We start from the raw sequence: 26919 nt of genomic DNA on the forward strand, positions 1-26919 counted from the left end.
ATCAAAATCAATCAATGTTTTTTGCTAGTCCTAAGTCTACAGCAATTTTGCCTATATAGCTTTCATGAACTTTACTTAGCAATTCGTTCACTAGTCCTTTTAAATCGAACTGCAAATCTTCATGGAGCTTTTGGAACTTACGCAATACAATTTGTATGGATTTCACCACGTAATTCGCCAATAATTGTTCGTGATTTTTTGAGAGAGAGTATACTTTGTACCTAAATTTCATGGGCGAAGCATTGAACAACAAGAGTTTTAATTCTATCTCCTCAAAATCTGCCTTAGTAACTTTATAGAAATGATTGATTTGCTTTGTTAATTTACGAAGCACCAACAAGGTATCTTTTGCACTAGTTTTTGGAGTGGTTTGCAGATCTTCCAAAACCGTTTCTATCTCATTTTTAATAAAAGCAACCCTATCTCTAAGGTTGCTTTCATCTTCAAGTAATAAGAAATGTAAATGTTCGGTAAGCACTTTATCTTTAGCCACCAAGCGTAAAAGCAATTTATCCTTTTCTTTTACAGGCAGCGCCAAGATTTCCTTTTTCAGATCTTTATGCTCACTTAATTTCATCTACAAAGGATTGTCTTTGATATATTTTTCCCACTCCCAAGCAGAACGCATCATTTCATTTAAATCTAGTTCTGTTTGCCAGCCCAATACATTTTTAGATTTGGTAACATCACCATAAATTTTTTCGATATCGCCTTCTCTTCTTGGTGCAATTTTATAATTCAACTTTTCACCGGTAGATTGCTCAAAAGCATTGACAATTTCTAAAACCGAAGAACCTTTTCCAGTTCCTAAGTTGAAAACATCATAGCCATCAACCTTTCCGTCTTCCAATCTTTTCACCGCAGCAACGTGAGCTTTTGCCAAATCCACTACGTGTATATAATCGCGAATGGCAGAACCATCGGTTGTATCATAATCATCACCAAAAACCTGAATTGGACCTCTTTTACCAATAGCAGACTGTGTAATGAAAGGTACCAAATTCTGCGGAACACCGTTTGGCAACTCGCCAATTAAAGCTGTTTTATGTGCACCTACTGGGTTAAAATAACGCAAAGCGATCACATTTAAACCTGCAGTAGCTTTAGCTGTTTCTACCAAAATTTCCTCAGCTATTTGCTTGGTATTTCCGTAAGGAGATTCTGCTTTTTTTACCGGGCTATCTTCCGTTACCGGCAATTGATCTGGCTGACCATAAACCGTACAAGAAGAAGAAAACACAAAATTAGTTTTCGGATAGGCCGTTAAAAGATTAATCAGTGTATAAAAGTTATTTTTGTAATATTTTAACGGTTGTTCTACAGATTCGCCTACCGCTTTGTAAGCCGCAAAATGAATAATACCAGTAATATCTTGGTTATCTGCGGCGAATTTATCTACAGCATTCGTATCCTGTAGGTCAAGTTCAACGAACTGAAAACGCTTTCCTGTGATTTTTTCCAATTGATCTAAAACTTTGATATTGGAATTAGAAAGGTTATCAACAATGATCACTTCGTAGCCTGCATTGTGCAATTCTACAACTGTGTGCGAACCGATGTAGCCGGTTCCGCCTGTTACTAAAATTTTCGACATATTATTTGTTATAGGTAGTAAAATCTTTATGGTCTATCTTCGCTAACGCTTCTGGCGATAACGATTTGAAATATTCGTAAGTAATTTTCAATCCCTCTGCCCTATTCACTTTTGGCTCCCATTTCAAAAGCTCTTTCGCTTTAGTGATATCCGGTCTACGCTGTTTGGGATCGTCTTGTGGCAAAGGTTTATACACAATTTTTTGATCTGTGCCGGTCAACTTGATGATTTCTTCACAGAACTGTTTAATCGTGATTTCATCTGGATTACCGATATTCACCGGACTAGCATAGTCAGAATGCAGCAAACGATAGATACCTTCGATCAAATCGTCTACGTAGCAGAAAGAACGTGTTTGGCTACCATCACCGAAAACCGTTAAATCTTCGCCCCTCAATGCCTGACCTATGAAGGCTGGCAACACTCTTCCGTCATTTAGTCGCATACGCGGGCCATAAGTATTGAAAATACGTACAATGCGGGTTTCCACTCCATGAAAAGTGTGATAAGCCATAGTTATCGCTTCTTGAAAACGCTTTGCCTCATCATAAACGCCACGTGGGCCAACTGGGTTTACGTTTCCCCAATATTCTTCTGGCTGTGGATTGATGTTTGGATCGCCATATACCTCCGAAGTTGATGCAATGAGCATCCTAGCGCCTTTAGCTTTTGCCAAACCTAATAAATTATGTGTTCCCAAAGAACCTACTTTTAAGGTTTGGATAGGAATTTTCAGATAGTCGATAGGACTTGCAGGTGAAGCAAAATGCAGGATATAATCCAACTTTCCGGGAACGTGGACAAACTTAGAAACATCGTGGTTATAGAACTCGAAATTCTCCAGCTTAAAAAGATGTTCGATATTGGCCAGATCACCTGTAATCAGGTTATCCATACCGATAACATGGTATCCTTCCTTGATAAATCTATCGCAAAGGTGCGAACCCAAAAATCCGGCTGCACCAGTTATTAATACCCTTTTACGCTCTCTACGCTCTTTACTTTCCATTTTAGCTAATGATTTTACGGCCGATACTGTTGTAATAATAACCCAAGTCTATCATTTTTTGAAGATCGAATAAGTTACGTCCATCAAAAACTACTTTGTTTTTCAATACCTCGTCCATTTTTTCAAAATCAGGATTACGGAAAACAGGCCATTCAGTTGCAATTAACAAAGCATCTGCACCTCCTAAGGCTTCATACTGATCTTTAGCATAGCTAATTTTATCACCCAATAATGCTTTCACATTCTCCATTGCTTCCGGATCGAATACAGTAATTTCTGCTCCAGCAGCTAACAAATCTTTAATGATATATAATGCTGGTGCCTCTCTAATGTCATCGGTTTCTGGCTTAAAAGCCAAACCCCAAAGTGCAAATTTCTTGCCTTTTATATCATCTTTGTAATACTTCAAGACTTTATCGGTTAGAACAACTTTTTGTTTTTCGTTTACGTCCATTACGGCCTTCAATATCTTGAAATCATATTTATGCTCTACCGCAGCTTTTTCTAGAGCCTGTACATCTTTAGGGAAACAGCTTCCACCGTAACCAATGCCCGGGAACAAAAATCTTTTACCAATCCTATCGTCTGATCCAATTCCCTTACGCACCGCATCAACATCGGCACCAACAATTTCGCAAAGGTTGGCTATTTCGTTCATGAAAGTGATTTTGGTAGCCAAGAAAGAATTGGCGGCATATTTTGTCAGTTCCGAAGAACGCTCGTCCATATAATAGATTGGGTTTCCCTGGCGTACGTACGGTGCATAAAGTTCACCCATTAATTTCTTTGCTTTTTCGCTTCTTGTACCAATCACGACACGGTCTGGCTTCATGAAATCATCAACCGCTACACCCTCACGTAAGAATTCTGGGTTAGAAACAACATCGACTTCAATGTTGGTGTGCTCTGCAAAAACCGCAGCAACTTTATCGGCAGTGCCAACAGGTACCGTAGATTTATTTACAATCACCTTATATTCGGTAATTAGCTTTGATATGTCTTTAGCTGCACCTAGAATATACGATAGATCAGCAGCACCGTCACCACCTGGAGGAGTAGGCAACGCCATAAAAATAATTTGCGCTTCTTTAATGCCCTCTGCCAAATTAGTTGTGAACGACAAACGACCTTGGGCAATATTGCGATGAAAAAGTACATCTAAGCCGGGCTCGTAAATTGGCAATTGCCCTGCTTTCATTTTATTTACCTTTTCTTCAACAATATCTACGCAAATTACATTGTTTCCTGTTTCGGCTAAACAAGTACCAGTTACCAAACCTACGTAACCAGTACCAATTACTGCTATCTTCATAAATTAATTCTAGATTTAATAGCAGCGAATATACTAAAACTTAGTAATAAGATGAGGCTGGAAAGAACCTACTTCTATAAAATTAATGTTGATCCTTTACGTCTGCTAGTGTCAGTAGTTTATCTAATTCGGCAATACGCTTGTCTTCGAAATAAGTAAGCTTGTGCATATTGACTTTTTTTAATAGGTCTGCTAAAGGCATGTAATCATTACCATCTACCAATACTCGTAAAACATGGGGCAAAGTATCTGATACAACCGTACATTTTAAGTTTTTCAATTCACCGTTCACCAATTCATCGTATAGTATTTGGAAGAAAAAGTAGTTGATGATTTGATCCTGTGTTTTCCAATAATGCAGAATTAGATCGACCATTGTAGCTATCAGCACGCTACCTTTTTTCGCAAAAATGATACTGTTTAACATTTTTACTCTGTATCTCGGATCCCAACTCCAATAGCTGGTATGAGGACCTGCCCAGAATGATTTATTTGGTTCATCATCACTACGCTGAAAAACAAAATAATCTTGATTGCTGAACTTTTCTGGCAGTGGGGCAGTAAGCAAAATAGTTGCATCTAGCCAAACACCACCGTAAACGTGAAGCAGCGCAAGCCTAAGTAGATCCGAAAAAAACACTTTCGAGAACTTGGTTTCGTCTTCTGTTTTCCAAACAAAGTCTGGGAAATCTAGATATTCTCGTATATTGCTATCATTTAGGCGAACAACCTGATAATCGCCTTTATATTTATCTACAGAATCAAAGCACCGCTGTACAACCGCTGGCAGCGGAGATCCATCGTTTAATTGTCCCCAATATTGCCAAATGACTTTTTTGCTAATTTGTTGCTTTGCTCTTAAAGAATTCTTTTTGATTTTTCCTTCGAAGTAATCTGTTATAAGAGGTTGCCAGAACTTAACAACTCGACCATGTTTACGGGCTACTATTTGATTGCGGATTAATCCCCAAACTTTATTAGGTATTGATTTAAGATCGAAATGGCTCTGCTGTTTACTCATATTCTTTCTGTTACTGCCATTACGCCAACTGCGCAACACAGTCTGAATGACCATTATGTTATCACAAACGTAGATAATTTTCTTTTATTTGTGCCGAAACAGTATGTAATTTATGTAGTTTTATCGCTGCAAAATACAGAAATAAGAGATAAACCACTTCATGTCAAGAAACGAATTTAAGGGCAAAACTATTCTCATTGCGGTTCCAGACTACATTGGACTTCCAAACAGGTTTAGGAAAAACCTAGAGGCATTAGGCTTTGTTGTTTTTAATATCTCAAGTGATGTAAATTTAAAAATTGGCTTAAAAAACACTCTTATTCATCTTTACAAGAAAATAGTTCTTGGAATAAAAACATATAAAAGAGAAAGAAAACAATTATTAGATTTTTTTGGGCAGTTGGAAAAATTAAAACAGCAAAATATCAATCAATTTGATTTTGCACTTTTCATTCGTCCTGATAACTTTTCTGATAAGCTAATAGAAACTGTGAGAGGACATTCTTCTAAGTTAGTTGCCTATCAGTGGGATGGTATGAACGTTTATCCCGAGGCTCACAAAAAGATCAAATTTTTCGAGCGATTTTTTGTTTTTGATTTTAACGATCTGAAAAATGAAAAGTTGTTACCTCTTACAAATTTTTATTTTGACGACATTAATCCGAAAGAAAATAAAAATGACGCTTATTTTATAGGAAATTATAAAGCAGATAGAATAGAACTGCTACTAAATATATCTAGGAAACTGAAAGATTTAGGATTGAAAACATCCATTAATCTATATGTTTATTCCGAAGATCAAGCTAATCAAGTGAGAGAAGAACCGATAAATATATTGAGTAATGAACTCACCTTTTCGGAAAATGTGCAGAATGTTTCTCAATCTAAAATAATTATTGATTTTGCGAATAATGTACATTCCGGACTTTCTATGAGACCTTTCGAAGCATTAGGTTATAAGAAAAAATTGATCACCAATAACGCTTTGATAAAAGAGTATGATTTTTATCGCCCAGAAAACATTTTTGTAATAGAAAACGGTAATCTTGATGGATTGGAAAAATTCATCTCTACTCCTTATAAAGATTTGCCAGAGGAAATTTACGAGAAATATAGTTTTACAAACTGGATAAAATATGTGATGGATGTTAAACCTCACCTACCTATAAATTTCCCTAAAAAATTATAAACTACTGATAGTAAAGACAATCTAATAATGAAATTTAAACTTAACCATCGACTAAGGCTTTACTTTGGCGTCTTGAGGCAGAGCACACCACGTTTTGATGGAAAGGTAAAACATTTCGTTTGGGGGTCTGGAGAAAAATCTAACACCACTGATAGCATACCTAAAGTCATTTGGCTTTACTGGAATGATGAAATCCTCAACTCGGCAACTGTTCAATTGTGTATAGATATTATCAACAACCTGCATGCAGACTATGAAGTTCATTTTATAAATAAAGCTAACCTCTTTGATTATCTTCCTAATTTTCCAAAGAAACTACTTGAGAAACCTTCCAATTTTGTTTCGGACATGGTTCGACTGATGCTTTTAGAGCAACATGGTGGAATTTACCTCGATGCCACAGTTCTGCTATCAAAACGGCTTGACTGGGCTTTAGGGCTTCAACAAACAGACCATTCTGAAGTTGTACTTTATTATACCGACGAAAATACTCGGGAAGAAAAATTCCCAATGATAGAAACCTGGTTTATTGCCGCACTACCCAAATCAGCTTTCATCAAGGCATGGCGGGAAGAATATCAGAACTGTATACTAAGTGCAAATTCGGATACTTACTACGAAAATAACGACGTATTACCTTTAGCTGATTTCCCCTTGGATGCCACATACTATGCCTCATATATGGCTGGACAAATTGTAATGCGCAAAAACCAACAATATAGACTTAGTTTGTTGAGGGCAGAAGATGATGCCTTTAGTTACGGCCTGGGCTTCAAGAAAAAGTGGGATGAAGTTGCAATGGCAGATGTGCTATTATTCAATAAAAAAGTAAATCTACTTCCTAACCTTATTAAGTTGATCCGCTTTGACAGACGACGCTTAGATTACTATATTGAACGGAAGTTTTACAAGAAACATTCTTGGCTAGGAGAGCTACTGTACACGCAAAATGCTAACGATTAGCCCAAAGATTTTTAACTTTCCACAACTTGTATGCTAACATGCCTGAGTTGACACCCGGAATGGAGAAATTATGTTTCTGGGCAAAATCAAGCATACGAGCCTTTGCATGAAGCCAATCTTGATGCACCTTTTCGCGGTGCGCCTTACTAGCTTTAGTCATAATGGAGTTCTCACGTTCGTAGTAGGTATAATCAGCGTCTGGAACCACTACCATCTTCTCTGCAAAATAAACCGCTGGCACAGAAAATACTAAATCCTCTATAAATCGCCCCTCTTCGAAATGCAAATTATGCTTTTGCAGAAATTCAGCACGGAATAGATACCTCCAAACGTAACCCCACCTGCCTACGTAGGTAACCTTTAGCTTTTCTTCGGTATTAGAATAGACTTTGCGTTGTTTAAATCGAATAGTTTTATGACGAAACTTTTGATTAACCATACCTCCGCAAGCTAGGTCGGCACCAGTTAGCACCAATGCCTCGGCCATATTCTTGTAGTAATCGATATTTATTGTGTCATCTACATCCATAAAATGGATATACTCTCCAGCGGCTGCTTTAACACCTACATTTCGAGCTGCAGAAAGGCCTCTATTTTGTTCTAAACGGATAATTTTAATGGGATATTTTTCGGCAATAATTCCAGACTGATCTTTAGACCCATCATCCACTACTATGACTTCGAGCTTCTTGTAAGACTGGCTCAATAGCATATCCAGGCAAGATTTCACATATTGCTCACCGTTGTATATAGGAACAATAACTGATACCAAAGGTTGGTTGCTTACTTCCATATCAATTTTACGATTTTACGTAAAACATAGGCTGCACGACCGGTATCCAAACCTGGAATTTTAATGTTATGCTGTTGGGCAAATGCTTTTCGATAAGCTTTTGCATGATTATGATCGTCACGACGTTTTTTACGATGCGCTTCGTCTTTTCTAGTCATAATAGAGTTCTCACGTTGGTAATACAAGTATTCTGCACCTGGAACCACCACTACCTTCTGAGCATAAAAAACCGCTGGTAAAGAAAACATCAAATCTTCAATAAAACGACCTTCCTCGAAACGAAGGTTATGCTGTTTTAGAAAATCCAATTTGAACAAATAACGCCAAACATAACCCCATTTGCCAACAAATGTAGCTTTCAATTTATCATTAGTAGATGTAAATACCTCCCGCTTTTTAAACAACCAAGTTTTGTAATTCTTCTTCTCATTTATCATTCCGCCACAGGCGATATCCGATCCAGTCTCTGTAATTGCATCAACCAGCGCCTTGTAATAATCTGTATTGATTTCATCATCTACATCCATAAAATGGATAAACTCACCTTTTGCAACATCTATTCCGGTATTTCTTGCAGCAGATAGTCCGCGGTTTTGCTCATGATTGATCAATTTTACCTGATAACCTTGTGTCATAGCGGCAGAATTATCAGCCGAACCGTCATTAACAACAATTATTTCCAGATTTTTGTAAGACTGCTTCATCATCATATCCAGACAAGGCTTTACATATTGCTCACCGTTATACACTGGAATTATTACAGAAACCAAAGGTTCGCTATTCATAGTTAAAATGTTTAAAGCTCGAAATTAGATTTTTCAGGTAATATACTCTCAAACGCATCTTCTACCCTTGCCATAGTTTGTTCATAATTTCTCATGTGCTCATTATCATTAATACAAACCAATGAGTAGCGCTGCTCCCTTATGGCTTTCATCGCTTTTTCTGCCTTAAACAATAGCGGGAACATTTTAGTATTTTGATAAGTATTGTAGGAATTGAAATTAGACCTACAAATTTGCCAAGTTCTAAAAAGCTCTTGCGTATAATCATTGGGGCTACGAAACCTGTTATGAGACATTTTTTTTAGCTCCTCACCTTCCTTTTCCCAAACTTCTTCAAAGGTAGCCTTTAGATAAGGCTGCGCATTATGTGGAGTTCTCAAAGTAATGAACTTATCATAAAATGATAATTGCTTGGTTAATCTACCTCTGCTGCCATAACTTTCATCATACCATTTATCACGATCTCTTTTCAACACTTCCTTCTTATCGAAATGCTTGTTGATTATTCTGATGTTATTTTTAAGACACTTACTCCACAAAGACAAACCAAAGTTCAGCCTGAAAGCAGCAATATCGTTAGGCAATCCGTTCTTAAAAAAACGTTCTGGCGTAATGTGATTAGTAATGAAAAAGTCATCATTAAAATAAACAAAGTGCTCAGAAAGATTTGGGATTTTATGAAGGTAAATTTCGATTAGACTAGAATTAAAAACAGGTAGAAACTCTTTGGGAATATAATCTTCATGATTTACCAAACGCAACTTCGGATGGTCGATGTTCATCCATTCGGGATGCTGACCGCAAGTTACAAAATGGATGTTTCTTACCCAAGGCGCAAACTTCTCAACACCTCTAAACCAATATTTAAGCAAACCATGATCACGGAAACGGGCTTGAGAGACCTCATTCTTAGTATTATCTATTTTACCTGAATATTTAGCGAAGTCCTGCTGCCATTTTGGATCGTTCATATCTACCCAGGTAATTACAAAATCTATTTCCATATCTGCCTTGCCTTGATTTAGTCAAATTTATAGCATGTAAAGATAGATAAATTCGTTAATAATGGCTTGCAAACACATCTTGTGCTATTAATTTATTAAACATTACCTCCGCGTCGTACTACTTACTATCAGTTAAATGGAACAAATTCTTTAGCCGTTTTCTTATCTTTGTAGCGAGTTCTAGGTAGTGTATGCAAATGGTGATCATTAAAATTAGCATAAACATCTATGACTTAAAGTACAAATAAATGAATAAGACAATTGTAAGTTTCTTAACATCATTCATTCCTAATAAAGCTAGAAAGGAAAAGTGGCATCAAATATTAACAAAAATTAATTTAGCTGATGTTACCAAAAAAGGATTTGCGGAAGTAATTGCAGGACTTATTCCTCATAAAATGACTAGAAATAGGTGGCGTGGAATTTTACGCTACGGACCATTTAACGCAATTAGTTTAAAATCCAAAATGCAGCGCAATAAAGAGGTTGCAACGCAGCATTATCTAGCAGTTTGTGCAATAGCAAAAAACGAAGGTCCTTATTTTGAAGAATGGATAGAATGGCATCGCAGCGTGGGTGTAGAAAAGTTTTATATCTATGATAATGAAAGCACCGACAATACCAAAGAAATTTTAACCCCCTATATAGAAACTGGTATTGTTGAATATACATTTTGGCCTGGAATGAAGCAACAGCTCCCGGCTTATGACGATTGTTTAGAAAAGCATCGATTGGATACACATTGGATTGCGGTTATTGACCTAGACGAATTTATTAAACCCGTTAAAGACAAGTCTATCCCAGATTTTTTAAAACGATTTGAAAGTTTCGCTGCCGTAGAAATTAACTGGCTAGTGTACGGAAGTGGTGGTGCTAAAACAAAAGAAAATGGAGGAGTGATGGAACGTTTTAGGAAACATTCATTGGCAAGTCATGGGGCAAATAGACATGTAAAAAGTATTGTCAACCCTCGCCGTGTGTTCTCATTTATTGGTTGCCATGAAGTGGCTAGATTAGACGGAAAAACTGCCGATTCGCACGGAAACATTGTAGAAAAACATTTTCGTGATAGAGAACCACAGCATGACGTTATTCGAATTAACCACTATGCTGTAAAATCTTACGAGGAGTTTCTGCAAAAGCGTGCTCGTGGGCGTGCCAGAGCATTGGAACAACGTGATTTGGGTTATTTTACTTGGCTTGACCTTAATGATGTTGAAGAAGCCACCGAAGTTGAAAAAGACTAATTGAGGAAGTTTACCTTACTAAATTTTATCTACCCTGACCCAATCCATTCCTGCAGCAATAGCTCCCTGAACACCTAAATCTGCATCTTCAAAAACAATACACTTTTTTGGATCTACGCCTAGAGCTTCAGCAGCTGCTAAAAAAGGATCTGGAGCGGGTTTACCTTTAGGGGTTTCGCCAGCGCAAACCATTACATCTATCAGATCGATTAAACCTAGTACAGTAAGCGTTTTGGTGACGGTTTTTCTGCTTCCGCCAGATACTACAGCTATTTTAACTTTACCAACATGATTTTTAAGATGTTCGGCAACATAAGAAATGGGTTGTGTTTTTTCGATGTATTTATCAATAAAGATTTGTGATTTTTCACTCGCAAAGGTGTCTGGCAGCGCTATTCCATATCTTTTTGTGATTTCGTTGGCAAAAATTGCAGTTGGCATACCTGCAAATTCATCAACCATGTTTAGATCCAAACCAACTCCGTAATTGGCGGCAACTTCTTCGTAGGCCAATTTATGAGCCATCATATTATCGGCAAGCGTACCATCGCAATCGTATAAAAAAGCTTTGTATTCGCCTTCGGTTCTTTTAGTTAAAAGCTCTAGTTTTTCTAAGTGTTTAGTATCCATTATTTAGACATTTCTGCAAGTGCATCAATAAATCTTGGGTCGTCGTTTAAGCTTTCTACCAACTGTACGTGCTCACCTCCCAGCTCCTTAAATTCTTCGTGGTATTCTACGGTAATTTCATATAGGGTTTCCAAGCAATCGGCCACAAAAGCCGGACTGAAAACCAGCAAGCGTTTTTTACCTTCTGAAGCTAATTTCTTAAGTGTATCGGTAGTATAAGGTTGTATCCAAGGTTCTTTACCTAAGCGAGACTGGTAGCAAACAGAGTAATTTTCTCTTGTTATTCCCAATTTTGCAGCTAAAAGTTTTGCCGTGTTGTGGCATTGTGCAGAGTAGCAAAATTTGTTCGCATTATTATAGTTATCACAACAGTTAGTAACCTTTAAGCAATATTTACCTGTATGATCCGATTTAGACATTTGTCTTTCTGGCAAGCCGTGGAAACTGAACAACACGTGATCGTAATTTTCTAAGCCGTGCTTTCTTGCATTGTCTGCAAAAATTTCCAACATCAAATCGTTATCGTGAAACGAATTAACAAAAGAAACTGGAGGTATAGTTGGCCATTTGCTAATTAGCTCCATTACCAGCTGCAAAACTGAACCTGTACTTGCCGAAGCATATTGAGGAAACAAAGGAATTACTTTGATACTGCTAACCAAACCAGCTTTTAACTTTTCTAAAGCGTTTTCGATAGATGGACTTTGGTAGCGCATTGCCAATTCTACCTGATATTCTTTACCAAGTTTTTCTTGCAACATTTTAGCTTGCAACTCGCTGTAATAGAGTAAAGGTGAGCCATTTTCGTTCCAAATTTCTTTGTAAAGCTTAGAAGTTTTTGGACTGCGGAAAGGTACGATGATACCTTTAACCAATAGTGTTCTATTTAATTTAGGGATATCGATTACCCGTTCGTCCATCAAAAATTGATCAAGATATTTTCTTACATCTTTAACTTCCGGACTATCTGGAGTACCCAGATTAACTAGCAGTATACCTTTCTTGGCCATTAATTTCTTATTTGCGGCAAATATAAGTCGATTTACGGTTTTAGAGGTACGATTTTAGATTTTAAGACAGAAAGCAGACAGAACAGTTGGCAGTTAGCAGTTGGCAGTTAGCAGTTTACAGTTTGCGACAAAATTTACGTAAATCAACTATTACCAACTTTCTAACTGCGACTTTACTTGCTCCATGAGCCACATTGGTGTAGATGTTGCTCCGCAGATGCCAATTTTATCGTTGGGTTTAAACCACGATTGATCCAACTCTTCTACGTTAGAAATGAAGTAAGAATTGTCGTTATGCTTCTTACAAACATCGTAAAGTACTTTTCCGTTAGAAGATTTTTTACCAGAAACAAAGACGATTTTATCAAAATCAGCAACAAATTTTTCTAAATCTTCGTAGCGATTAGAAACCTGCCTACATATCGTATCATTTGCTTTTACTTCGTAACCTCTGCTAATTAACTCGTCTTTGATTTGATAGAATTTATCAACGCTTTTTGTTGTTTGACTATAAAGCGTGAATTTACTTGGAAGCTCCACATTATCTAGCTCGGCGATATCCATAAAAACCGTTGCCTTGCCATCAGTTTGACCTTGCAAGCCAATAACTTCGGCATGCCCGTGTTTACCAAAAATTAGGATATGCTCTCCATCATCGTGTGTACTTTTGATGCGATTTTGCAATTTCAGTACTACGGGACAAGATGCGTCGATAAGTGTAAGATTGTTCGCCAAAGCCAACTCGTAAGTAGAAGGAGCTTCACCATGTGCCCTGATCAACACTTTTTCATTGCGCAGCTCTTTCAGATTTTCGTGATCTATAATCCGAAGGCCCTTAGCTCTTAAACGCTCTACCTCTTCGTCGTTGTGTACGATATCACCAAGACAATATAAATATTCTTCCTGGTCTAAGATATCTTCGGCCATATCGATGGCGTAAACTACCCCGAAACAAAAACCGGAAGATTTATCTATCGTAACTTTTAAATTATAGCTCATAGCGAATACAGAACAAAGGTACATAGAAGAAGTTTAAATTGATGAAAAATTTTTAATATCGGATAAAATAAATATATTTGTTAACGATATTAAAGGAGATGTGGAATTTTAATTTAGAAGACCTAGTAGAGTTACAGCCTCACGTAGATAGGCTGTACGAAAAAAAAGCAAAGATTGACCAATCAAGACCTTTGCCCAACTCGGTATTGTATAAAATTAAAGAACAACTAAATCTAGAATGGACATACAACTCTAATAGTATCGAAGGAAACACACTTAATCTAAGAGAAACGCAGCTTATTTTAGAAGAAGGCATTACCGTAGGCGGTAAATCTTTAAGAGAGCATTTTGAAGTTGTGAACCACGAAAAAGCGATAGACTATCTGTACAGCTTGGTAAATACTAGTTACACTTTAAGGAGTATTGATGTTTTAAATTTGCATAGTTATATCTTAAAAAATATAGAAGATGAATATGCAGGCAGGTTAAGAAATGGAGGCGTACGTATTGTTGGTGCAAATTTCACACCGCCTAGTGCCAAAAAAGTTCCAGATTTATTAGATGAGCTAGTTGCATTTGTAAACGATAATCCATTAAACGCAAATGATCTTGTGCTGGCAACACTATTTCACCACAAATTGGTTTGGATACATCCATTCTTTGATGGCAATGGCCGTACAGTTCGTTTAGCTATGAATTTAATTTTAATGCGAAAAGGTTTTCCGCCAGCTATCATCTTAAAAAACGATAGGAAGAAATATTATGATGCACTTAACCAAGCCAATAATGGCAATTACCATAAACTTTGTTTATTGATGCTACAAGCTACCGAGCGATCTTTAAATATGTACATTAATGCCATGCCGGGCAACAGCTACGATGATTACGAACCAATCTCCACCATTGTAGAAGAACCTAATTTCCCTTATGGGCAAGAATACATTAGCTTATTGGCCAGGCAAGGGAAAATTGATGCTTATAAAGAAGGTAAAAACTGGCTGACTACCAAAGAGGCAATAGAAAAATACGTGGTAAATAGAAAAAGAAAAAGGTAGGTTTTTGGAGCCTATCTTTTTCTTCAAAACATAATTTCACCCCTTTTCGGGGTTTTGAAATTTACAAAACCCAAGGCTATAACAATATCAGCCCTTCGGGCTTTAAACTACTTAATAAAAGCGCACCTAAGAGAGCTCGGTGTAACGCAGAAATCCAAATTTAACTCAAATAAACTCTATCCTCTTCTCCTTCCACATCCATAATTACATCTACATGCTCTTTAAGAACTGTAGCCAATTCAAGTCCGACAAAATCTGTTGCAATAGGGAATATTTTGTGACTTCTATCTACCAAAACCACTGTTCTTATTTTTTTGTGAGGAGTATTCAAGAACACGCCCAAACCATAAGCCAAAGTTTTACCGCTGTTCAGCACATCATCTACCAAAATAATTACTTTGTTTTTCCAATTGTTTTCTGGCAGGTCTGTTTTAGCAACAAGCTTACTGCTTTGCTTTTCAATATCAACACGCAACATCGTAATTTTAAGCTCCGAAATTTCTTTAAGCGTTTTTTCTAAACGCACGGCAAGTTTGTAGCCTCTATCCCAAATTCCGGCTATTACTATTTCTTTCTCATCTATATTATCTTCTAATATCTGATAGGCAATTCTGTTGATTTTTTGCTGTATTTGTTTCTTATCTAAAATAAGTACTTGATTTTGGGGCATCTTTCTGAGATTTATTACTACAAAAGAACGACTTTAAGCCTCAATATCAAACATTGATTTTTTTTTAATCGTTAGTGCAACGTTTTAACAGTACCGAACGTCTAATAGTTAAACCAATTATCGAAATATCATGAGAAATTCTTTCCTTTTAAAAATTAGCAGCTTGTTTATTGCTTGCTTTATAACTTTAAACGTAGCGGCCCAAAGCTCCAGAAGCGTAAGCGCAAAGAACTTTACCAGTATAGGCGTAAGTAGCGGAATAGACCTTTTCATTACCCAAGGGAACACAGAAAGCGTAGTAATACAGGGAAGAGAAGATGTAATTAAAGATGTGGTAGTGGAGCAAGATGGAAATAACCTTACCATTAAGTACAAAGAAGGCGTTAATTGGAGCCGCCTGTTTAGAAACACAGAAATCCACGTTCATGTTACTGTTAAAAAATTAACGGCTCTTTCGGCTTCTGGTGGTAGTGATGTAGAAACTAAAAACACTATCAACACTGAAAAAATTACTCTTAGATCTTCGGGAGGTGCCGATATGGATTTAAGTATTGTTTGTAAGGATATTACCATTTCTTCTAGCGGCGGTAGCGATATCAATTTAAAAGGCTCTGCAGAAAATATGATTTTAAATACGAGCGGTGGTAGCGATGTAGATGCTTTTGAGTTTAAAGTGAATTACGCCCAGGTTAATAGTAGCGGCGGTTCTGATGCAAACATCTATGTAAATAAAGGATTGACAGCGAACGCTACAGGCGGTAGCGATATCCACTATAAAGGAAATGCGGCACTAAAGAAAGTTTCAAATTCAAAAAGTGCAGACATTACCCATGTAAATTAAAGCCCCACCAACCTCCACAAAGGGGAGGCTTTGACAGAAGCCCAAAACTGGATTAGGCCTATGGTCAATAAAATATAAAAATAAATTTAGTTTAGTTAATAGTTAAAGCCAATACCGTGGATGCGATATTGGCTTTTTTGTTTGAATGGGTTCTTCACAAACCAGCAAACCCAAATTTATTTCTTTGAATAAGGATAATAAATGAAATTAGCTCCCTCTGGTACAATCACAAAAACGCACATAAAATCTTCAGGTTTTTTGTAGTTCTTAAGAAAATGCTCTTTCTTTTCTGGCTTTATAATGCCTTTCTCAATAAACTCTTCTAGGGTTGAAGCTTGTATCGTCCAATTGGTGTTTAGCTCTTCTCTATTTAAAATCATTTCTCCCAATTTAACTTCATGTTGGTGCGCAATAAAAATAGGCGTTGCAGAAATTCCCTCAACCATAATCTCTACGGCAACCTCTTTAATCGACTCGGCGTAAAACGATAAATCCTTTTCTAAACTTAACAAAGGGCTTTGTTTTTTCTCTTCCTTTTGCTCTCCTCCGTTCGGATTTATTCCACCTAATAGCTCTTCCGATTCCATTTCTTAAAACTTGATTTCTTTTTTATTAATTACAAACTTATCATCTGTCAAACTATCCGTAAGCAGATAATATTTATCATTATTTTTTTCTATACGTTTGGATAAAGGGTATTCATCAGCACAAAAATACATACTTCCATTTTTAACCATTTTCCAAGCGCCATCTTTCATGCTGAACAGGTTGACACTTGCCCAGCAACTGCTAAACCATTCTGGACGCAGCAACAATTCAGGTTTATTATCTCCATCTACATCCTCAACAAGAAACAAATCTGCACCAATAGCCTGCTTGAAATTTAACGTTGGCCATTTTTTATCGTTAAATAGAATATTTATTTCGAATACTTTCTTTTCCTGCAAGGTAGGGTCATCTGTTATCTTTGGCTTAATCACAAATGCAGTATCTTTTTCACTCAGCAATACGGTATCTACCACGGTTGTATCGGCATCAACCATAAATGTTTTTATAGTCACCTCTACTTCCTTTGTTTGCTTGTTTCTACAAGCGAAAATGACGCTTGCCAAGAACAGTAAAAAAAAATACTTCTTCATCTGCATATTAAAGCTATTGATAATCAATTCCTAACAGCGTCGAATTATTTAAGTTTTAGCAAAACCACATTTTCTACATGCTGCGTATGCGGAAACATATCGACAGGCTTGATGCGAACCACTTCGTATTTTTCGGTTAACAAAGCTAAATCTCTAGCCTGTGTAGCTGCATTACAACTTACGTAAACAATCTTTTCGGCTTCCATTTCCAACAATCTGTCAACCACATCTTGGTGCATTCCGGCTCTTGGCGGGTCTGTAATTACCACATCTGGTTTTCCGTGCACTGCAATGAAATCTCTTGTCAGGATATCTTTCATATCACCAGCGTAGAAAATGGTATTATCAATTCCGTTAAGCTTCGAATTGAATTTCGCATCTTCGATAGCAGATGGCACATATTCTACACCAACCACCTGTTTGGCACTATGAGCTACAAAATTGGCTATGGTTCCAGCTCCGGTGTATAAATCGTAAACCAGCTCATCACCTTTTAAATCGGCAAATTCTTTAGTAATACGATACAACTCGTAAGCTTGGTCGGAATTAGTTTGATAAAACGATTTGATACCGATTTTATACTTCACACTTTTGCCATTACCCAAAGACATTTCTTCAAAAATATGGTCGCGGCCTGCGTAGGTAATTACATCTTGGTCGAAAATAGTATCGTTCTTTTTGTGGTTTACAATATACTGCAACGAAGTAATTTCAGGGAAAGTGGCTTCCAAAAACTCCATCAAACCATCTATCTGCTCTTGTTCAGCGTAAGCAAAGACAACGCCCACCATAATTTCTCCAGTACTCGAAGTACGGATAATCAGGTTACGCATTTCACCTTCGTGGTTACGCAAATCGTAAAAACTAAGGTTGTGCTGCAGTGCGTAATCACGAACCTTTAAACGAATTTGGTTACTTGGATCGGCCTGCAAATAGCAATGATCAATTCCCAAAATCTTGTCAAAGCGACCTGGAACGTGAAAACCGAGAGCGTTTAGCGCATTCATTTCTCTACCTTCGGCTTGGTCTACCATATCAGCCGCATCTAACCAACGCTTATTTGAAAATGTATATTCTAATTTATTACGATAGTATTGATTTTGACCTGAACCTAAAATTGGTTCGATATTGCTCACATCTACCTTACCTAAACGCTGTAAAGCAGACTCTACACTTTTTTGTTTGTAAGTTAATTGCGCACTGTACTGCATGTGCTGCCACTTGCAACCGCCACAAGTACCAAAATGGCTGCAAAAAGCATCTTGGCGCAAAGCGGATGGCGTATGTAAGGTTTCGATTACAGCCTCTGCAAAGTTTTTCTTTTTCTTCACTAACCTCACGTCAACTACATCACCAGGAACTGCTTTATCCACAAAGATTACCAATTCATCGGCTTTGCCCACCCCTTTGCCTTCTTCGGCAATATCAATAATACTTAAACCAGAAATCCTGATAGGTTCAGTATTTTTTCTTTTTCTGCTCATTGCCGCAAATATACGACGTTTATTTAATGATTGAGTTTTGAATGATTGAATGAGTAAATGGAGAAGCAACAACTAAAGTTTAGGCAAAGCAATAGCTGGCAGGCGGTAGACCTGTGCTGTAGAATGAATTTCAGCTATGTAAATTAACCTTCAAAAATGCTTAGAATTAAACCCAAAACACCATCAGCAAGATTAAAATTTACGTCGAACTGCTCGTCTACCATTACAGAAATCTCTAACACTTCTTGACTCATAATTATAATGCTATCATTACAAATATAATATTTTTGAACCAAAAACCAAATCAGTATAATGTTATAATTTTGTTAATTATAAGTTACCCACAGTACTTGTCCCGAAAGTCGGGACAAGTACTGTGGGTAAAAACATATAAATGTTCTAAGGAATGATGTAACACATCTTCTAACATTCAAAGGTAATTTTGTGTTATAAAACAACAAGTCATGAAAGCCGAGACGCCAATATATATCCCATTAGAAAATGTAGACAGCGAACATTGTGCGCTTATTGTTGATAAAGGCTTGGCAGAAATCAAGGAAATCAGTTCTCACAAAATAGAATTGAATAATCGTAGAGCAATTGTTACGGCTAAGAAATATCCAGAAGAGGCGGTACAAGCGACAGTAAAACAGATTAGGGATTTAGGTTACGAGGTTACTACCGTTAAACAAACTTTTCCTGTAACCAATATGTCTTGTGCTTCTTGTGCAGCTAATACAGAGGCTACTTTAAACAATCAAATTGGCGTGGTAAAGGCGGAAGTAAATTACGCCAATACTTCGGCAAAAGTAGAATATATTCCTAGTTTAGTAACAGCGCAGCAATTAAAAGAAGCCGTGCAAGCAGCTGGTTATGATTTGCTGATTAACGACAACAACGAAGCCAAAGAGACGCTGTCTAATATTAAAGAAAAACAATATCAGGCATTAAGAAAAAGAGCAGTTGGTGCGCTAATTTTAGCTGCTCCATTATTTGTAATTGGGATGTTTTTTATGGATATCCCTTATGGAAATTACATCATGTGGATTTTATCTACCCCTATGGTTTTTATTTACGGTAGGCAGTTTTTTGTAGGTGCTTGGAAACAGGCGAAACATCGCTCTGCGAACATGGATACCTTGGTGGCAATTAGTACCGGAACAGCCTACATTTACAGTGTGCTGGTTACACTTTTCCCAGATTTTATGCTTCGCATAGGCATCCATTCTCATGTGTATTTTGAAGCGGCGGGAATTGTAATTGCCTTCATCCTTTTAGGAAAGTTATTAGAGGAAAAAGCGAAAGGTAATACCTCATCTGCTATTAAAAAACTGATGGGCTTGCAACCGAAACATGTAACTGTTGTACATGAAGGTGGGCATCAAATGCAAAGTGTTATTAGTGATGTTAAGGTAGGCGATGTTCTTTTGGTAAAACCTGGCGAGCGTATTGCTGTAGATGGCTCTGTGGTTAGCGGCAGCTCTTACATAGACGAAAGCATGATTAGCGGTGAGCCAATTCCTATCTCGAAAACTGAAGGATCTGCTGTATTTGCTGGCACGATTAACCAAAAAGGAAGTTTTCAGTTTAAAGCTGAAAAAGTAGGGAGTGATACTATTCTAGCCCATATTATTAAAATGGTGGAAGATGCACAAGGCAGTAAAGCGCCTGTGCAGAAATTAGTGGACAAAATTGCGGCTGTATTTGTACCAATAGTAATAGGAATTGCTATTTTCAGCTTACTGCTTTGGATAATTTCAGGAGGTCAAAATGGTTTGAGCCAAGGCATTGTTGCTTTTGTAACCGTATTGGTTATTGCTTGTCCGTGTGCTTTAGGATTGGCAACACCTACCGCAATTATGGTTGGTGTGGGCAAAGGTGCCGAAAAAGGCATCTTAATTAAGGATGCGGAAAGTCTAGAGCTAGCCAAAAAAGTGGATGCAATTATCTTGGATAAAACAGGAACTATTACCGAAGGCAAACCCAAAGTAACTGCCATTAAATGGTTCGAGGAATTTAATGAGCAATACCAAAACATTCTTTATAGCGTTGAAAAATCTTCCGAGCATCCACTTGCAGATGCAGTTACAGCACACTTAAAAGATAATTCGGCGTTTTTAAACGGAATTGTCATAGAAAATATCAGCGGACAAGGTATTGAAGGAAAATTTGAGCAACGTACTTACATTATCGGAAACGAGCTGCTGGCAAAAGATCGAAACATAGAAATATCTGCGGTAGCTAGAAAATGGGTTGACCAACAATTGTATGCGGCGCAAACCGTAGTTCTCTTCTGTGACGAAAAAAGTGTTTTAGCGGCTATCGCTATCGCCGACCAAATTAAGCCCACTTCGAAACAAGCAATACAACAACTTCAAAAAGAAGGCATTAAAGTTTATATGCTTACTGGAGATAATGAACAAACTGCCAATGCTGTAGTTAATGAACTTGATATTGACGAATATAGGGCTAACGTATTGCCTGCCGACAAAGCGGCTTTCGTTAAACAATTACAAGAAAAAGGTAATGTAGTGGCAATGGTAGGCGATGGCATTAACGATAGCACAGCACTTGCTCAGGCAGATGTAAGCATTGCAATGGGCAAGGGAAGTGACATTGCAATGGATGTGGCTAAAATGACTATCATTTCTTCTGACTTAGCTAAAATTCTTGAGGCAATACACTTATCAAAAAATACCGTAAAGGCTATTAAACAGAACCTATTTTGGGCTTTTATTTATAATGTTATTGGTATTCCAATTGCGGCTGGCATATTATTTCCAATTAACGGATTTTTATTAGACCCTATGTGGGCCGGAGCAGCAATGGCATTAAGCTCGGTTAGCGTAGTAAGCAACAGCTTGAGGCTGAAATGGACGGATTAATTGGTCGTTAATCGGTTAATTGTTTGAACTGATTAATCGGTTAATTGGCTAGATGTTAGATTCTATTCACTCATTCAAAATTCAAAATTCAATTATCATATAAAATGAATACATTAAAATTTAAAACAACAATAAACTGCGACGCCTGTGTTGCCAAAGTTACACCTGTACTTAACGAACAAGAAAACGTAAATAACTGGTCAGTAGATACAGAAAATCTTGATAAGGTTTTAACCGTTGAAGGAGAGCGCATTGACGAAGCAGATTTGGTGAAGTCCTTATCGAAAATTGGCTACAAGGCGGAGAGAATTTAGGAACAATTCCCGTCATTTCGACCGCAGCGAAGCGAGTGGAGAAATCTTTTGAGATATTGTTAAAATTCAAAGATCTCTCCACTTCGGTCGAGATGACGATTAGCACAAGGTCAGTCTGGCAGGGAATTTCTATTTAATCTCGGCTATCAAATTTGGATAATCAGTCACAATACCATCAACTCCTAAGTTTTTAGCGTAGTTGATATCTTTGACCGTGTTAACTGTCCAAGGAATAATTTTTATTCCGGCTGCGTGGCATTTATCTACCAAACCTTTACCAACCAAAGGAAAGTACGGACTGTAGATGGTAGGCTTAAAACCAAGGGCCTTGATGTTATTCTCAAAATCTTCCTTTTCATCAATCCCCAAAGAAGTTTGAATATGAGGATATTTTTCATGTAGATATTGTAAACTGCGGATATCAAAAGAATGTATCGTTACTCGATTTTCAATTTTCTTCGCTTTCACAATTTCCATAATTAGCTCTACATATTCTGCCGGGCTCGGTTGAAACTCTCCATCACCTTTACGGATCAGTTTAGTTTCTATATTGTAGTGCGGCTTGGCCATTTTCTTTTTCTTCGAAACAAAAAACTCAACTTTATCTATCAAATTCTCCAACAATGGTTTTTCTATGCGAAATTTTTCTTGGTAAGGAAAACGAGAATTTGGTTTGGAACCTACATCGAACTGCTTGATTTCCTCGTAGTTCATTTTATAGATATTGAACTTTTTTTCGTTCTTCAACGTAATAGCTTCGCCATTGGGCGACAAGCTGATGGAATGGTTAAAATAAGGTTCCTGAGAAACTACTACCTTTTTGTCTTTGGAAATCACTACTTCCATTTTCAATGTAGTTGCTCCAAGTTCTAAGGCTTTAATCATTCCAGGAATAGTATTCTCAGGCATTAAACCTCTTGCACCGCGGTTGCCCTGCACCTCGAAAACAACAGCTGTTTTTTTCTGAGCAAATGTTTGAGGAATAACCGCAGCCAACAATAAAAAGGAAAGGATAATTTTTTTCATATTCATCTTTAACAATAACGAAAAATGTGACAAATGCTTACAAGTATAGTGGTTTTAGTCTAAAATGGCTCACCTTAAAAACTAAAAAAGGATTTCAACAACTGTCGAAATCCTTAATTTATATTTGATACTTGGTTTCTAGTAAATGTCTTCGCTTCTTATCTTTCGGCAACAGTAAACACTTGAGCTATGATATTCCAATTTGCATCTGCTTGGCGCTCCCAAATAAAAACGTAGTTGAAGCTCTCACGCAAATCGGCTTTGTAATCTATGGTAGCTAAACCGTAAGTGTAAGCAAAATCTCCACCCAAAGCTTTATCCGCTTGCGTAGTTTTAAGGTTGATTTTATCAATCACTCGGTTGTTGAACGCCAAAATTCCGTCTTTACCGATAATTGCTTCCGTTCCGGGAAACAACAAACGAGCATCTGGATTAATGAAACCAGCGAAAGCCTGTACACCATGAGTTTTAAGCATGGTATTTAAGGTTTTTTCGGTGCTGTAAATAATTTCAGTAGCAGCTTTTAAATCTTTCGCAGAAGCAAATTTTGGACTGTAAGTTTCTTTAGGCTCAACAAAAAGCGCTTTAGGTTCTTTTCCTTTAATCGGTTTAATAGCTTCAGCTCCCAAATCAATCACCAATTCCCAATTTCCATCTTTTCCTCTCCAAATAGAAAGGTAATGTCCGAACGTCTTTTTATCGCTACCAGCAACATAACTACCCGATGTAAATCCCCAATCTCTGCTCTTAGAAAGACGAGCATAATTTGGCTCCCAACTCAACTCTTTAGTGTCGTTTGCGGTAGAAAAGAATTTTTTAGCATTAATAGGGTTAGGTCTAAAAACGATGCCATCTGGCGCAGAAAATTCTGTAAATGCAGCGTTAACACCATCTTTTCCTGCTTTCTGAGCAAATGCCTTTTCTGCATTTACTAATGATTTTACTGTGCCATCCGATTTTTGGGCATATACATTGGCACCAATTGCTAAAGCTAATATTGAAAGATATATCTTTTTCATTGTATAAATTGTTTAACGGGCTAAACCCTTTTCGTTTTTCTAGGTGTAAGTTGCGAATTTAAGGCTTGAACTGCTTTTGGCACAAAAAAGTATTCAACAATTGCACATTTGGTTGGGCTTCTTAGTTGATAGTTCATGGAAAATGGTTGATGATGGACCATAGCTGATGGCAGAGGGATTTATAGCTAATAGTTCATGACTATCAACTATCGACCATTCTACTATTGACTGCTAAATACCAATTATCCATTCAAATTATTGCGTGGGCTTTTCTCTATATATCGCTTCCAGCATCGTTTGTCCTACGGCTTTAAGTGTATTTCTGTCGATGTTGTTGAGGTTATCTAGCTGCGTGTGCCAATTGCTATAGAAGCCTGCAGCATCCGAATAATGAATTACATCTATTGCCGGAACACCTGCCTGGTTAATCCAATAATGATCATCAATAAGTTCACCCGAAGTTACATTAATGAAATAATTGCCATAACCAATTTCGCTGGCAATACTCCAAACCTTGCTTACCACACTTGGTGCGTATTGTCTAGATACTGCATCTTGCGTAAACTGTGCATTTGCACCACCTACCATATCTAAATTAATGGCATATAGCGGCTTGCTGCCTTTGATAGTCGGATTTTTAGCCCAATACTGTGACCCCAAACACCATGTAGTTTCACGAGGTGTTTCATCATTGGCACTGCCGTAATCTTCCAAATCCCAAAGAATAAAGTCCACACCAATATCTGGTGCCTTTTGCTGAATTTGTCGAGCCATTTCTAGAATGACCGCTACCCCACTTGCCCCATCGTTGGCTGCATCAAAAGGTTTATTTCTCATTCCCATGTTGGGATCTTCATCCGAAAACGGACGGGCATCCCAATGGGCAGTAATTAAAACCCGTTGTTTCTTCTCTGGATAAAAAGCAGCGATGATATTCTTCAACTGGTGAGTTTTTCCATCGTAGGTTTTCATTGGCGCTTGCTGTACAGAAACCTCTCCACCAAAAGATTTCAGCTTTGCTACCAAGTAATCTGCAGTTTTTGCATGTGCAGGTGTTGATGGAATACGCGGACCAAAATCTACCTGCGCTTTAGTGTAGGCATAGGCGCTATCAGCATCAAAATTTGGCGATTGCAGTTTTACTTCCGCAACGGTATTGCCTTCTGTTGGTTTATTTTGCTGGCAGGATTGGAGTAGTGCCAATACAAAAAAAGGGATAACTAACGTATGTTTTAATTTCATTTTTAGAATTATATAAAGATTAAACGGTTCGTCATTGCGAGGAACGAAGCAATCTTAAAGCAATTCGGATTTGTAAACCGTTGTAAGATTGCTTCGTTCCTCGCAATGACGACAAAACTCTAAAACTACGCCTTACTCCAAGTCGTACCTTCTTTGCTATCTTTTAATTGGATACCAATTTTCTGCAAACCCAAACGTATAGAATCCGAAGTAGCGTAGTCTTTATTCTCCTTTGCTGATTTACGAAGATCAATCACCATTTCCAAAATCTCATTCAGTTCCAAGTTAGAACTTTCTTCATCCTTCAAACCGAAAATCTCAAACACAAAATCATTGATCAAAGCTTTTAACTTCTCCAATTCCTGTGCAGTAATTTTAGCGGAACCATCGTAAACTGTATTAATAATTCTAGCAGCTTCAAATAATTCTGCAATAGCTACCGGACTGTTAAAATCGTCGTTCATGGCATTTACACACTTTTCACGAAGCGGCTCAATAGCAATGTTTCCATCAGCAGAAGCCACTAATTTCGGCAACAGCGCCACAGCATTCATCAGCCTTCTAAAACCTTTTTCCGAAGCATCTAAAGCATCATTACTAAAATCTAAAGTACTTCGATAATGCGCCTGCAACATAAAAAACTTCACCGTCATTGGGCTATAACCCTTACGCAATAGCGGATGTTCGCCAGTAAACAATTCACCAGGCAAAAAGCCATTACCTGCCGATTTAGACATACGTGTGCCATTTACCGTTAGCATGTTGGTATGCATCCAATATTTTGCTGGCTGATGACTAGAACAAGCCTCAGATTGTGCAATTTCGTTGGTATGGTGCGTTGCTGCCAAATCCATACCACCACCATGAATGTCAAACTCGGCACCTAAATACTTCTCGCTCATGGCAGAACATTCAATGTGCCAACCCGGAAAACCCATGCCCCATGGCGATTGCCACTGCATCAAAGTTTCTGGTTTCGCCTTAATCCAAAGCGCAAAATCTAAACGCCCCTTTTTATCATCCTGTCCGCTCAACTCTCTCGTGTTTTCCAACAAATCTTCGAGTTTACGATTGGTTAAAACAGTGTAATTATACTCCTTACTGTATTTCTCTACATCAAAATAAATCGTACCATCTATTTCATAAGCATAACCATTGGCAATAATCTGTTTCACCATTTCAATTTGCTCAATAATGTGTCCCGTTGCCGTTGGCTCAATGCTAGGCGGCAAAGTATTAAACATTCTCAGCACCTCATGGAAACCCAAAGTATACTTCTGTACAATTTCCATTGGCTCCAATTGTTCCAATTTAGCACGCTTTGCAAATTTATCATCACCCTCATCCCTATCACCTTCTAAGTGCCCAGCATCGGTAATATTGCGCACATAACGCACTTTGTATCCACTGTATTTAAGGTAACGGAAAATTAAATCGAACGAGATAAAAGTACGACAGTTACCCAAATGCACATCACTGTAAACGGTCGGACCGCACACGTACATACCAACGTGTGGTGCATTCAAAGGTTCAAAAACTTCCTTTTTACGTGTTAATGTGTTGTATAACTGTAAGTCTTGTATCATGTTGCAAATGTAAAATATTTACGCTGTATTAAATGTTAAGATACTGTCTAAATTTAAATCTTGAAAGGATGCGGAGATATGTCTTTAAATAGGGCATTACCT

General features: G+C 37.5%; 27 protein-coding genes. 7 read left to right on the plus strand and 20 right to left on the minus strand.

Annotation, left to right across the window (positions count from 1 at the left end; genetic code table 11):
* Positions 1 to 7: 7 nt before the first annotated feature.
* The 5 genes from REI64_RS06995 to REI64_RS07015 all read right to left on the minus strand — a co-directional run bounded on the left by REI64_RS06995 (position 8) and on the right by REI64_RS07015 (position 4990).
* Entirely contained in the window at positions 8 to 577 is a 570-nt protein-coding gene (locus tag REI64_RS06995) for a hypothetical protein (protein ID WP_308849397.1), read from the minus strand.
* Positions 578 to 1594 (minus strand): UDP-glucose 4-epimerase GalE, encoded by a 1017-nt coding sequence (gene galE / locus REI64_RS07000; protein ID WP_308849398.1) that lies wholly within the window; start codon positions 1592 to 1594, stop codon positions 578 to 580.
* A 1-nt stretch (position 1595) separates the two neighbouring features.
* Positions 1596 to 2603 carry an SDR family oxidoreductase gene (locus REI64_RS07005; RefSeq protein ID WP_308849399.1) on the minus strand — a complete coding sequence of 336 codons (1008 nt, stop codon included), beginning with the start codon at positions 2601 to 2603 and terminating at the stop codon, positions 1596 to 1598.
* Between the two features lies 1 nt (position 2604).
* Complete coding sequence (locus tag REI64_RS07010) at positions 2605 to 3915, minus strand: UDP-glucose/GDP-mannose dehydrogenase family protein (RefSeq protein WP_308849400.1); 1311 nt, start codon at positions 3913 to 3915, stop codon at positions 2605 to 2607.
* 82 nt (positions 3916 to 3997) lie between these two features.
* Positions 3998 to 4990 carry a capsular polysaccharide synthesis protein gene (locus tag REI64_RS07015; RefSeq protein ID WP_308849401.1) on the minus strand — a complete coding sequence of 331 codons (993 nt, stop codon included), beginning with the start codon at positions 4988 to 4990 and terminating at the stop codon, positions 3998 to 4000.
* A gap of 106 nt (positions 4991 to 5096) precedes the next feature.
* Between REI64_RS07015 and REI64_RS07020 the strand changes: the two genes are divergently transcribed.
* Complete coding sequence (locus REI64_RS07020) at positions 5097 to 6125, plus strand: hypothetical protein (RefSeq protein WP_308849402.1); 1029 nt, start codon at positions 5097 to 5099, stop codon at positions 6123 to 6125.
* A gap of 72 nt (positions 6126 to 6197) precedes the next feature.
* Positions 6198 to 7088: a capsular polysaccharide synthesis protein gene (locus REI64_RS07025; protein ID WP_308849403.1), complete on the plus strand. Its 891-nt coding sequence runs from the start codon at positions 6198 to 6200 to the stop codon at positions 7086 to 7088.
* On the opposite strand, the gene REI64_RS07030 is transcribed toward REI64_RS07025, so the two are convergent.
* Genes REI64_RS07030 through REI64_RS07040 form a run of 3 tightly spaced genes read right to left on the minus strand, consistent with a single transcriptional unit; the run spans position 7078 to position 9670 of the window.
* Entirely contained in the window at positions 7078 to 7881 is an 804-nt protein-coding gene (locus REI64_RS07030) for a glycosyltransferase family 2 protein (protein ID WP_308849404.1), read from the minus strand. The genes REI64_RS07025 and REI64_RS07030 overlap by 11 nt on opposite strands.
* The gene (locus REI64_RS07035; protein ID WP_308849405.1) at positions 7872 to 8666 is read right to left on the minus strand and encodes a glycosyltransferase; all 795 of its coding nucleotides are present in this window, start codon (positions 8664 to 8666) and stop codon (positions 7872 to 7874) included. The genes REI64_RS07030 and REI64_RS07035 overlap by 10 nt, the downstream gene beginning before the upstream one ends.
* 11 nt (positions 8667 to 8677) lie before the next feature.
* Positions 8678 to 9670 carry a Stealth CR1 domain-containing protein gene (locus REI64_RS07040; protein ID WP_308849406.1) on the minus strand — a complete coding sequence of 331 codons (993 nt, stop codon included), beginning with the start codon at positions 9668 to 9670 and terminating at the stop codon, positions 8678 to 8680.
* A 248-nt stretch (positions 9671 to 9918) separates the two neighbouring features.
* On the opposite strand from REI64_RS07040, the gene REI64_RS07045 reads away from it, so the two are divergent.
* Positions 9919 to 10917, plus strand: a complete 999-nt coding sequence (locus REI64_RS07045; RefSeq protein WP_308849407.1) for a glycosyltransferase family 92 protein — start codon at positions 9919 to 9921, stop codon at positions 10915 to 10917.
* Between the two features lie 18 nt (positions 10918 to 10935).
* On the opposite strand, the gene REI64_RS07050 is transcribed toward REI64_RS07045, so the two are convergent.
* The 3 genes from REI64_RS07050 to REI64_RS07060 all read right to left on the minus strand — a co-directional run bounded on the left by REI64_RS07050 (position 10936) and on the right by REI64_RS07060 (position 13556).
* Positions 10936 to 11547 carry an HAD family phosphatase gene (locus REI64_RS07050; protein WP_308849408.1) on the minus strand — a complete coding sequence of 204 codons (612 nt, stop codon included), beginning with the start codon at positions 11545 to 11547 and terminating at the stop codon, positions 10936 to 10938.
* Positions 11547 to 12557: a ferrochelatase gene (gene hemH / locus REI64_RS07055; protein ID WP_308849409.1), complete on the minus strand. Its 1011-nt coding sequence runs from the start codon at positions 12555 to 12557 to the stop codon at positions 11547 to 11549. Before hemH ends, REI64_RS07050 begins: the two co-directional genes overlap by 1 nt.
* Positions 12558 to 12707: 150 nt before the next feature.
* Positions 12708 to 13556, minus strand: a complete 849-nt coding sequence (locus REI64_RS07060) for a 4-hydroxy-3-methylbut-2-enyl diphosphate reductase (RefSeq protein WP_308849410.1) — start codon at positions 13554 to 13556, stop codon at positions 12708 to 12710.
* 77 nt (positions 13557 to 13633) lie between these two features.
* On the opposite strand from REI64_RS07060, the gene REI64_RS07065 reads away from it, so the two are divergent.
* The gene (locus REI64_RS07065) at positions 13634 to 14611 is read left to right on the plus strand and encodes a Fic family protein (protein ID WP_308849411.1); all 978 of its coding nucleotides are present in this window, start codon (positions 13634 to 13636) and stop codon (positions 14609 to 14611) included.
* A gap of 160 nt (positions 14612 to 14771) precedes the next feature.
* Here REI64_RS07065 and REI64_RS07070 read toward each other — a convergent pair whose 3' ends face one another.
* Complete coding sequence (locus REI64_RS07070; protein WP_308849412.1) at positions 14772 to 15281, minus strand: phosphoribosyltransferase family protein; 510 nt, start codon at positions 15279 to 15281, stop codon at positions 14772 to 14774.
* A 130-nt stretch (positions 15282 to 15411) separates the two neighbouring features.
* On the opposite strand from REI64_RS07070, the gene REI64_RS07075 reads away from it, so the two are divergent.
* Complete coding sequence (locus tag REI64_RS07075; protein ID WP_308849413.1) at positions 15412 to 16122, plus strand: head GIN domain-containing protein; 711 nt, start codon at positions 15412 to 15414, stop codon at positions 16120 to 16122.
* Positions 16123 to 16298: 176 nt separating this feature from the next.
* Here REI64_RS07075 and REI64_RS07080 read toward each other — a convergent pair whose 3' ends face one another.
* The 4 genes from REI64_RS07080 to REI64_RS07095 all read right to left on the minus strand — a co-directional run bounded on the left by REI64_RS07080 (position 16299) and on the right by REI64_RS07095 (position 18999).
* A complete protein-coding gene (locus tag REI64_RS07080) occupies positions 16299 to 16709 on the minus strand; it encodes a hypothetical protein (protein ID WP_308849414.1) in 411 nt (136 codons plus the stop codon).
* 3 nt (positions 16710 to 16712) lie between these two features.
* On the minus strand, positions 16713 to 17261 hold the full coding sequence (locus tag REI64_RS07085) for a hypothetical protein (protein ID WP_308849415.1): 549 nt from the start codon (positions 17259 to 17261) through the stop codon (positions 16713 to 16715).
* Between the two features lie 44 nt (positions 17262 to 17305).
* Entirely contained in the window at positions 17306 to 18745 is a 1440-nt protein-coding gene (rlmD, locus tag REI64_RS07090) for a 23S rRNA (uracil(1939)-C(5))-methyltransferase RlmD (protein WP_308849416.1), read from the minus strand.
* A gap of 143 nt (positions 18746 to 18888) precedes the next feature.
* Complete coding sequence (locus tag REI64_RS07095; RefSeq protein ID WP_138722808.1) at positions 18889 to 18999, minus strand: phenylalanyl-tRNA synthetase subunit alpha; 111 nt, start codon at positions 18997 to 18999, stop codon at positions 18889 to 18891.
* Positions 19000 to 19209: 210 nt separating this feature from the next.
* On the opposite strand from REI64_RS07095, the gene REI64_RS07100 reads away from it, so the two are divergent.
* Both REI64_RS07100 and REI64_RS07105 read left to right on the plus strand, forming a co-directional pair.
* The gene (locus REI64_RS07100) at positions 19210 to 21630 is read left to right on the plus strand and encodes a heavy metal translocating P-type ATPase (protein ID WP_308849417.1); all 2421 of its coding nucleotides are present in this window, start codon (positions 19210 to 19212) and stop codon (positions 21628 to 21630) included.
* 104 nt (positions 21631 to 21734) lie between these two features.
* The gene (locus tag REI64_RS07105) at positions 21735 to 21944 is read left to right on the plus strand and encodes a heavy-metal-associated domain-containing protein (RefSeq protein WP_308849418.1); all 210 of its coding nucleotides are present in this window, start codon (positions 21735 to 21737) and stop codon (positions 21942 to 21944) included.
* A 129-nt stretch (positions 21945 to 22073) separates the two neighbouring features.
* On the opposite strand, the gene REI64_RS07110 is transcribed toward REI64_RS07105, so the two are convergent.
* From REI64_RS07110 to cysS, 4 genes are all read right to left on the minus strand, one after another.
* On the minus strand, positions 22074 to 22970 hold the full coding sequence (locus REI64_RS07110) for a glycerophosphodiester phosphodiesterase family protein (protein WP_308849419.1): 897 nt from the start codon (positions 22968 to 22970) through the stop codon (positions 22074 to 22076).
* A gap of 158 nt (positions 22971 to 23128) precedes the next feature.
* Positions 23129 to 23989, minus strand: coding sequence for a DUF4440 domain-containing protein (locus REI64_RS07115; RefSeq protein ID WP_308849420.1), 861 nt, complete (start codon positions 23987 to 23989; stop codon positions 23129 to 23131).
* Positions 23990 to 24244: 255 nt separating this feature from the next.
* Positions 24245 to 25231: a M28 family peptidase gene (locus REI64_RS07120; RefSeq protein ID WP_308849421.1), complete on the minus strand. Its 987-nt coding sequence runs from the start codon at positions 25229 to 25231 to the stop codon at positions 24245 to 24247.
* A gap of 125 nt (positions 25232 to 25356) precedes the next feature.
* Entirely contained in the window at positions 25357 to 26817 is a 1461-nt protein-coding gene (gene cysS / locus REI64_RS07125; RefSeq protein WP_308849422.1) for a cysteine--tRNA ligase, read from the minus strand.
* Positions 26818 to 26919 lie beyond the last annotated feature (102 nt).

It is taken from the genome of Pedobacter sp. (genome assembly GCF_031119335.1).
Taxonomy (GTDB): Bacteria; Bacteroidota; Bacteroidia; order Sphingobacteriales; family Sphingobacteriaceae; genus Pedobacter.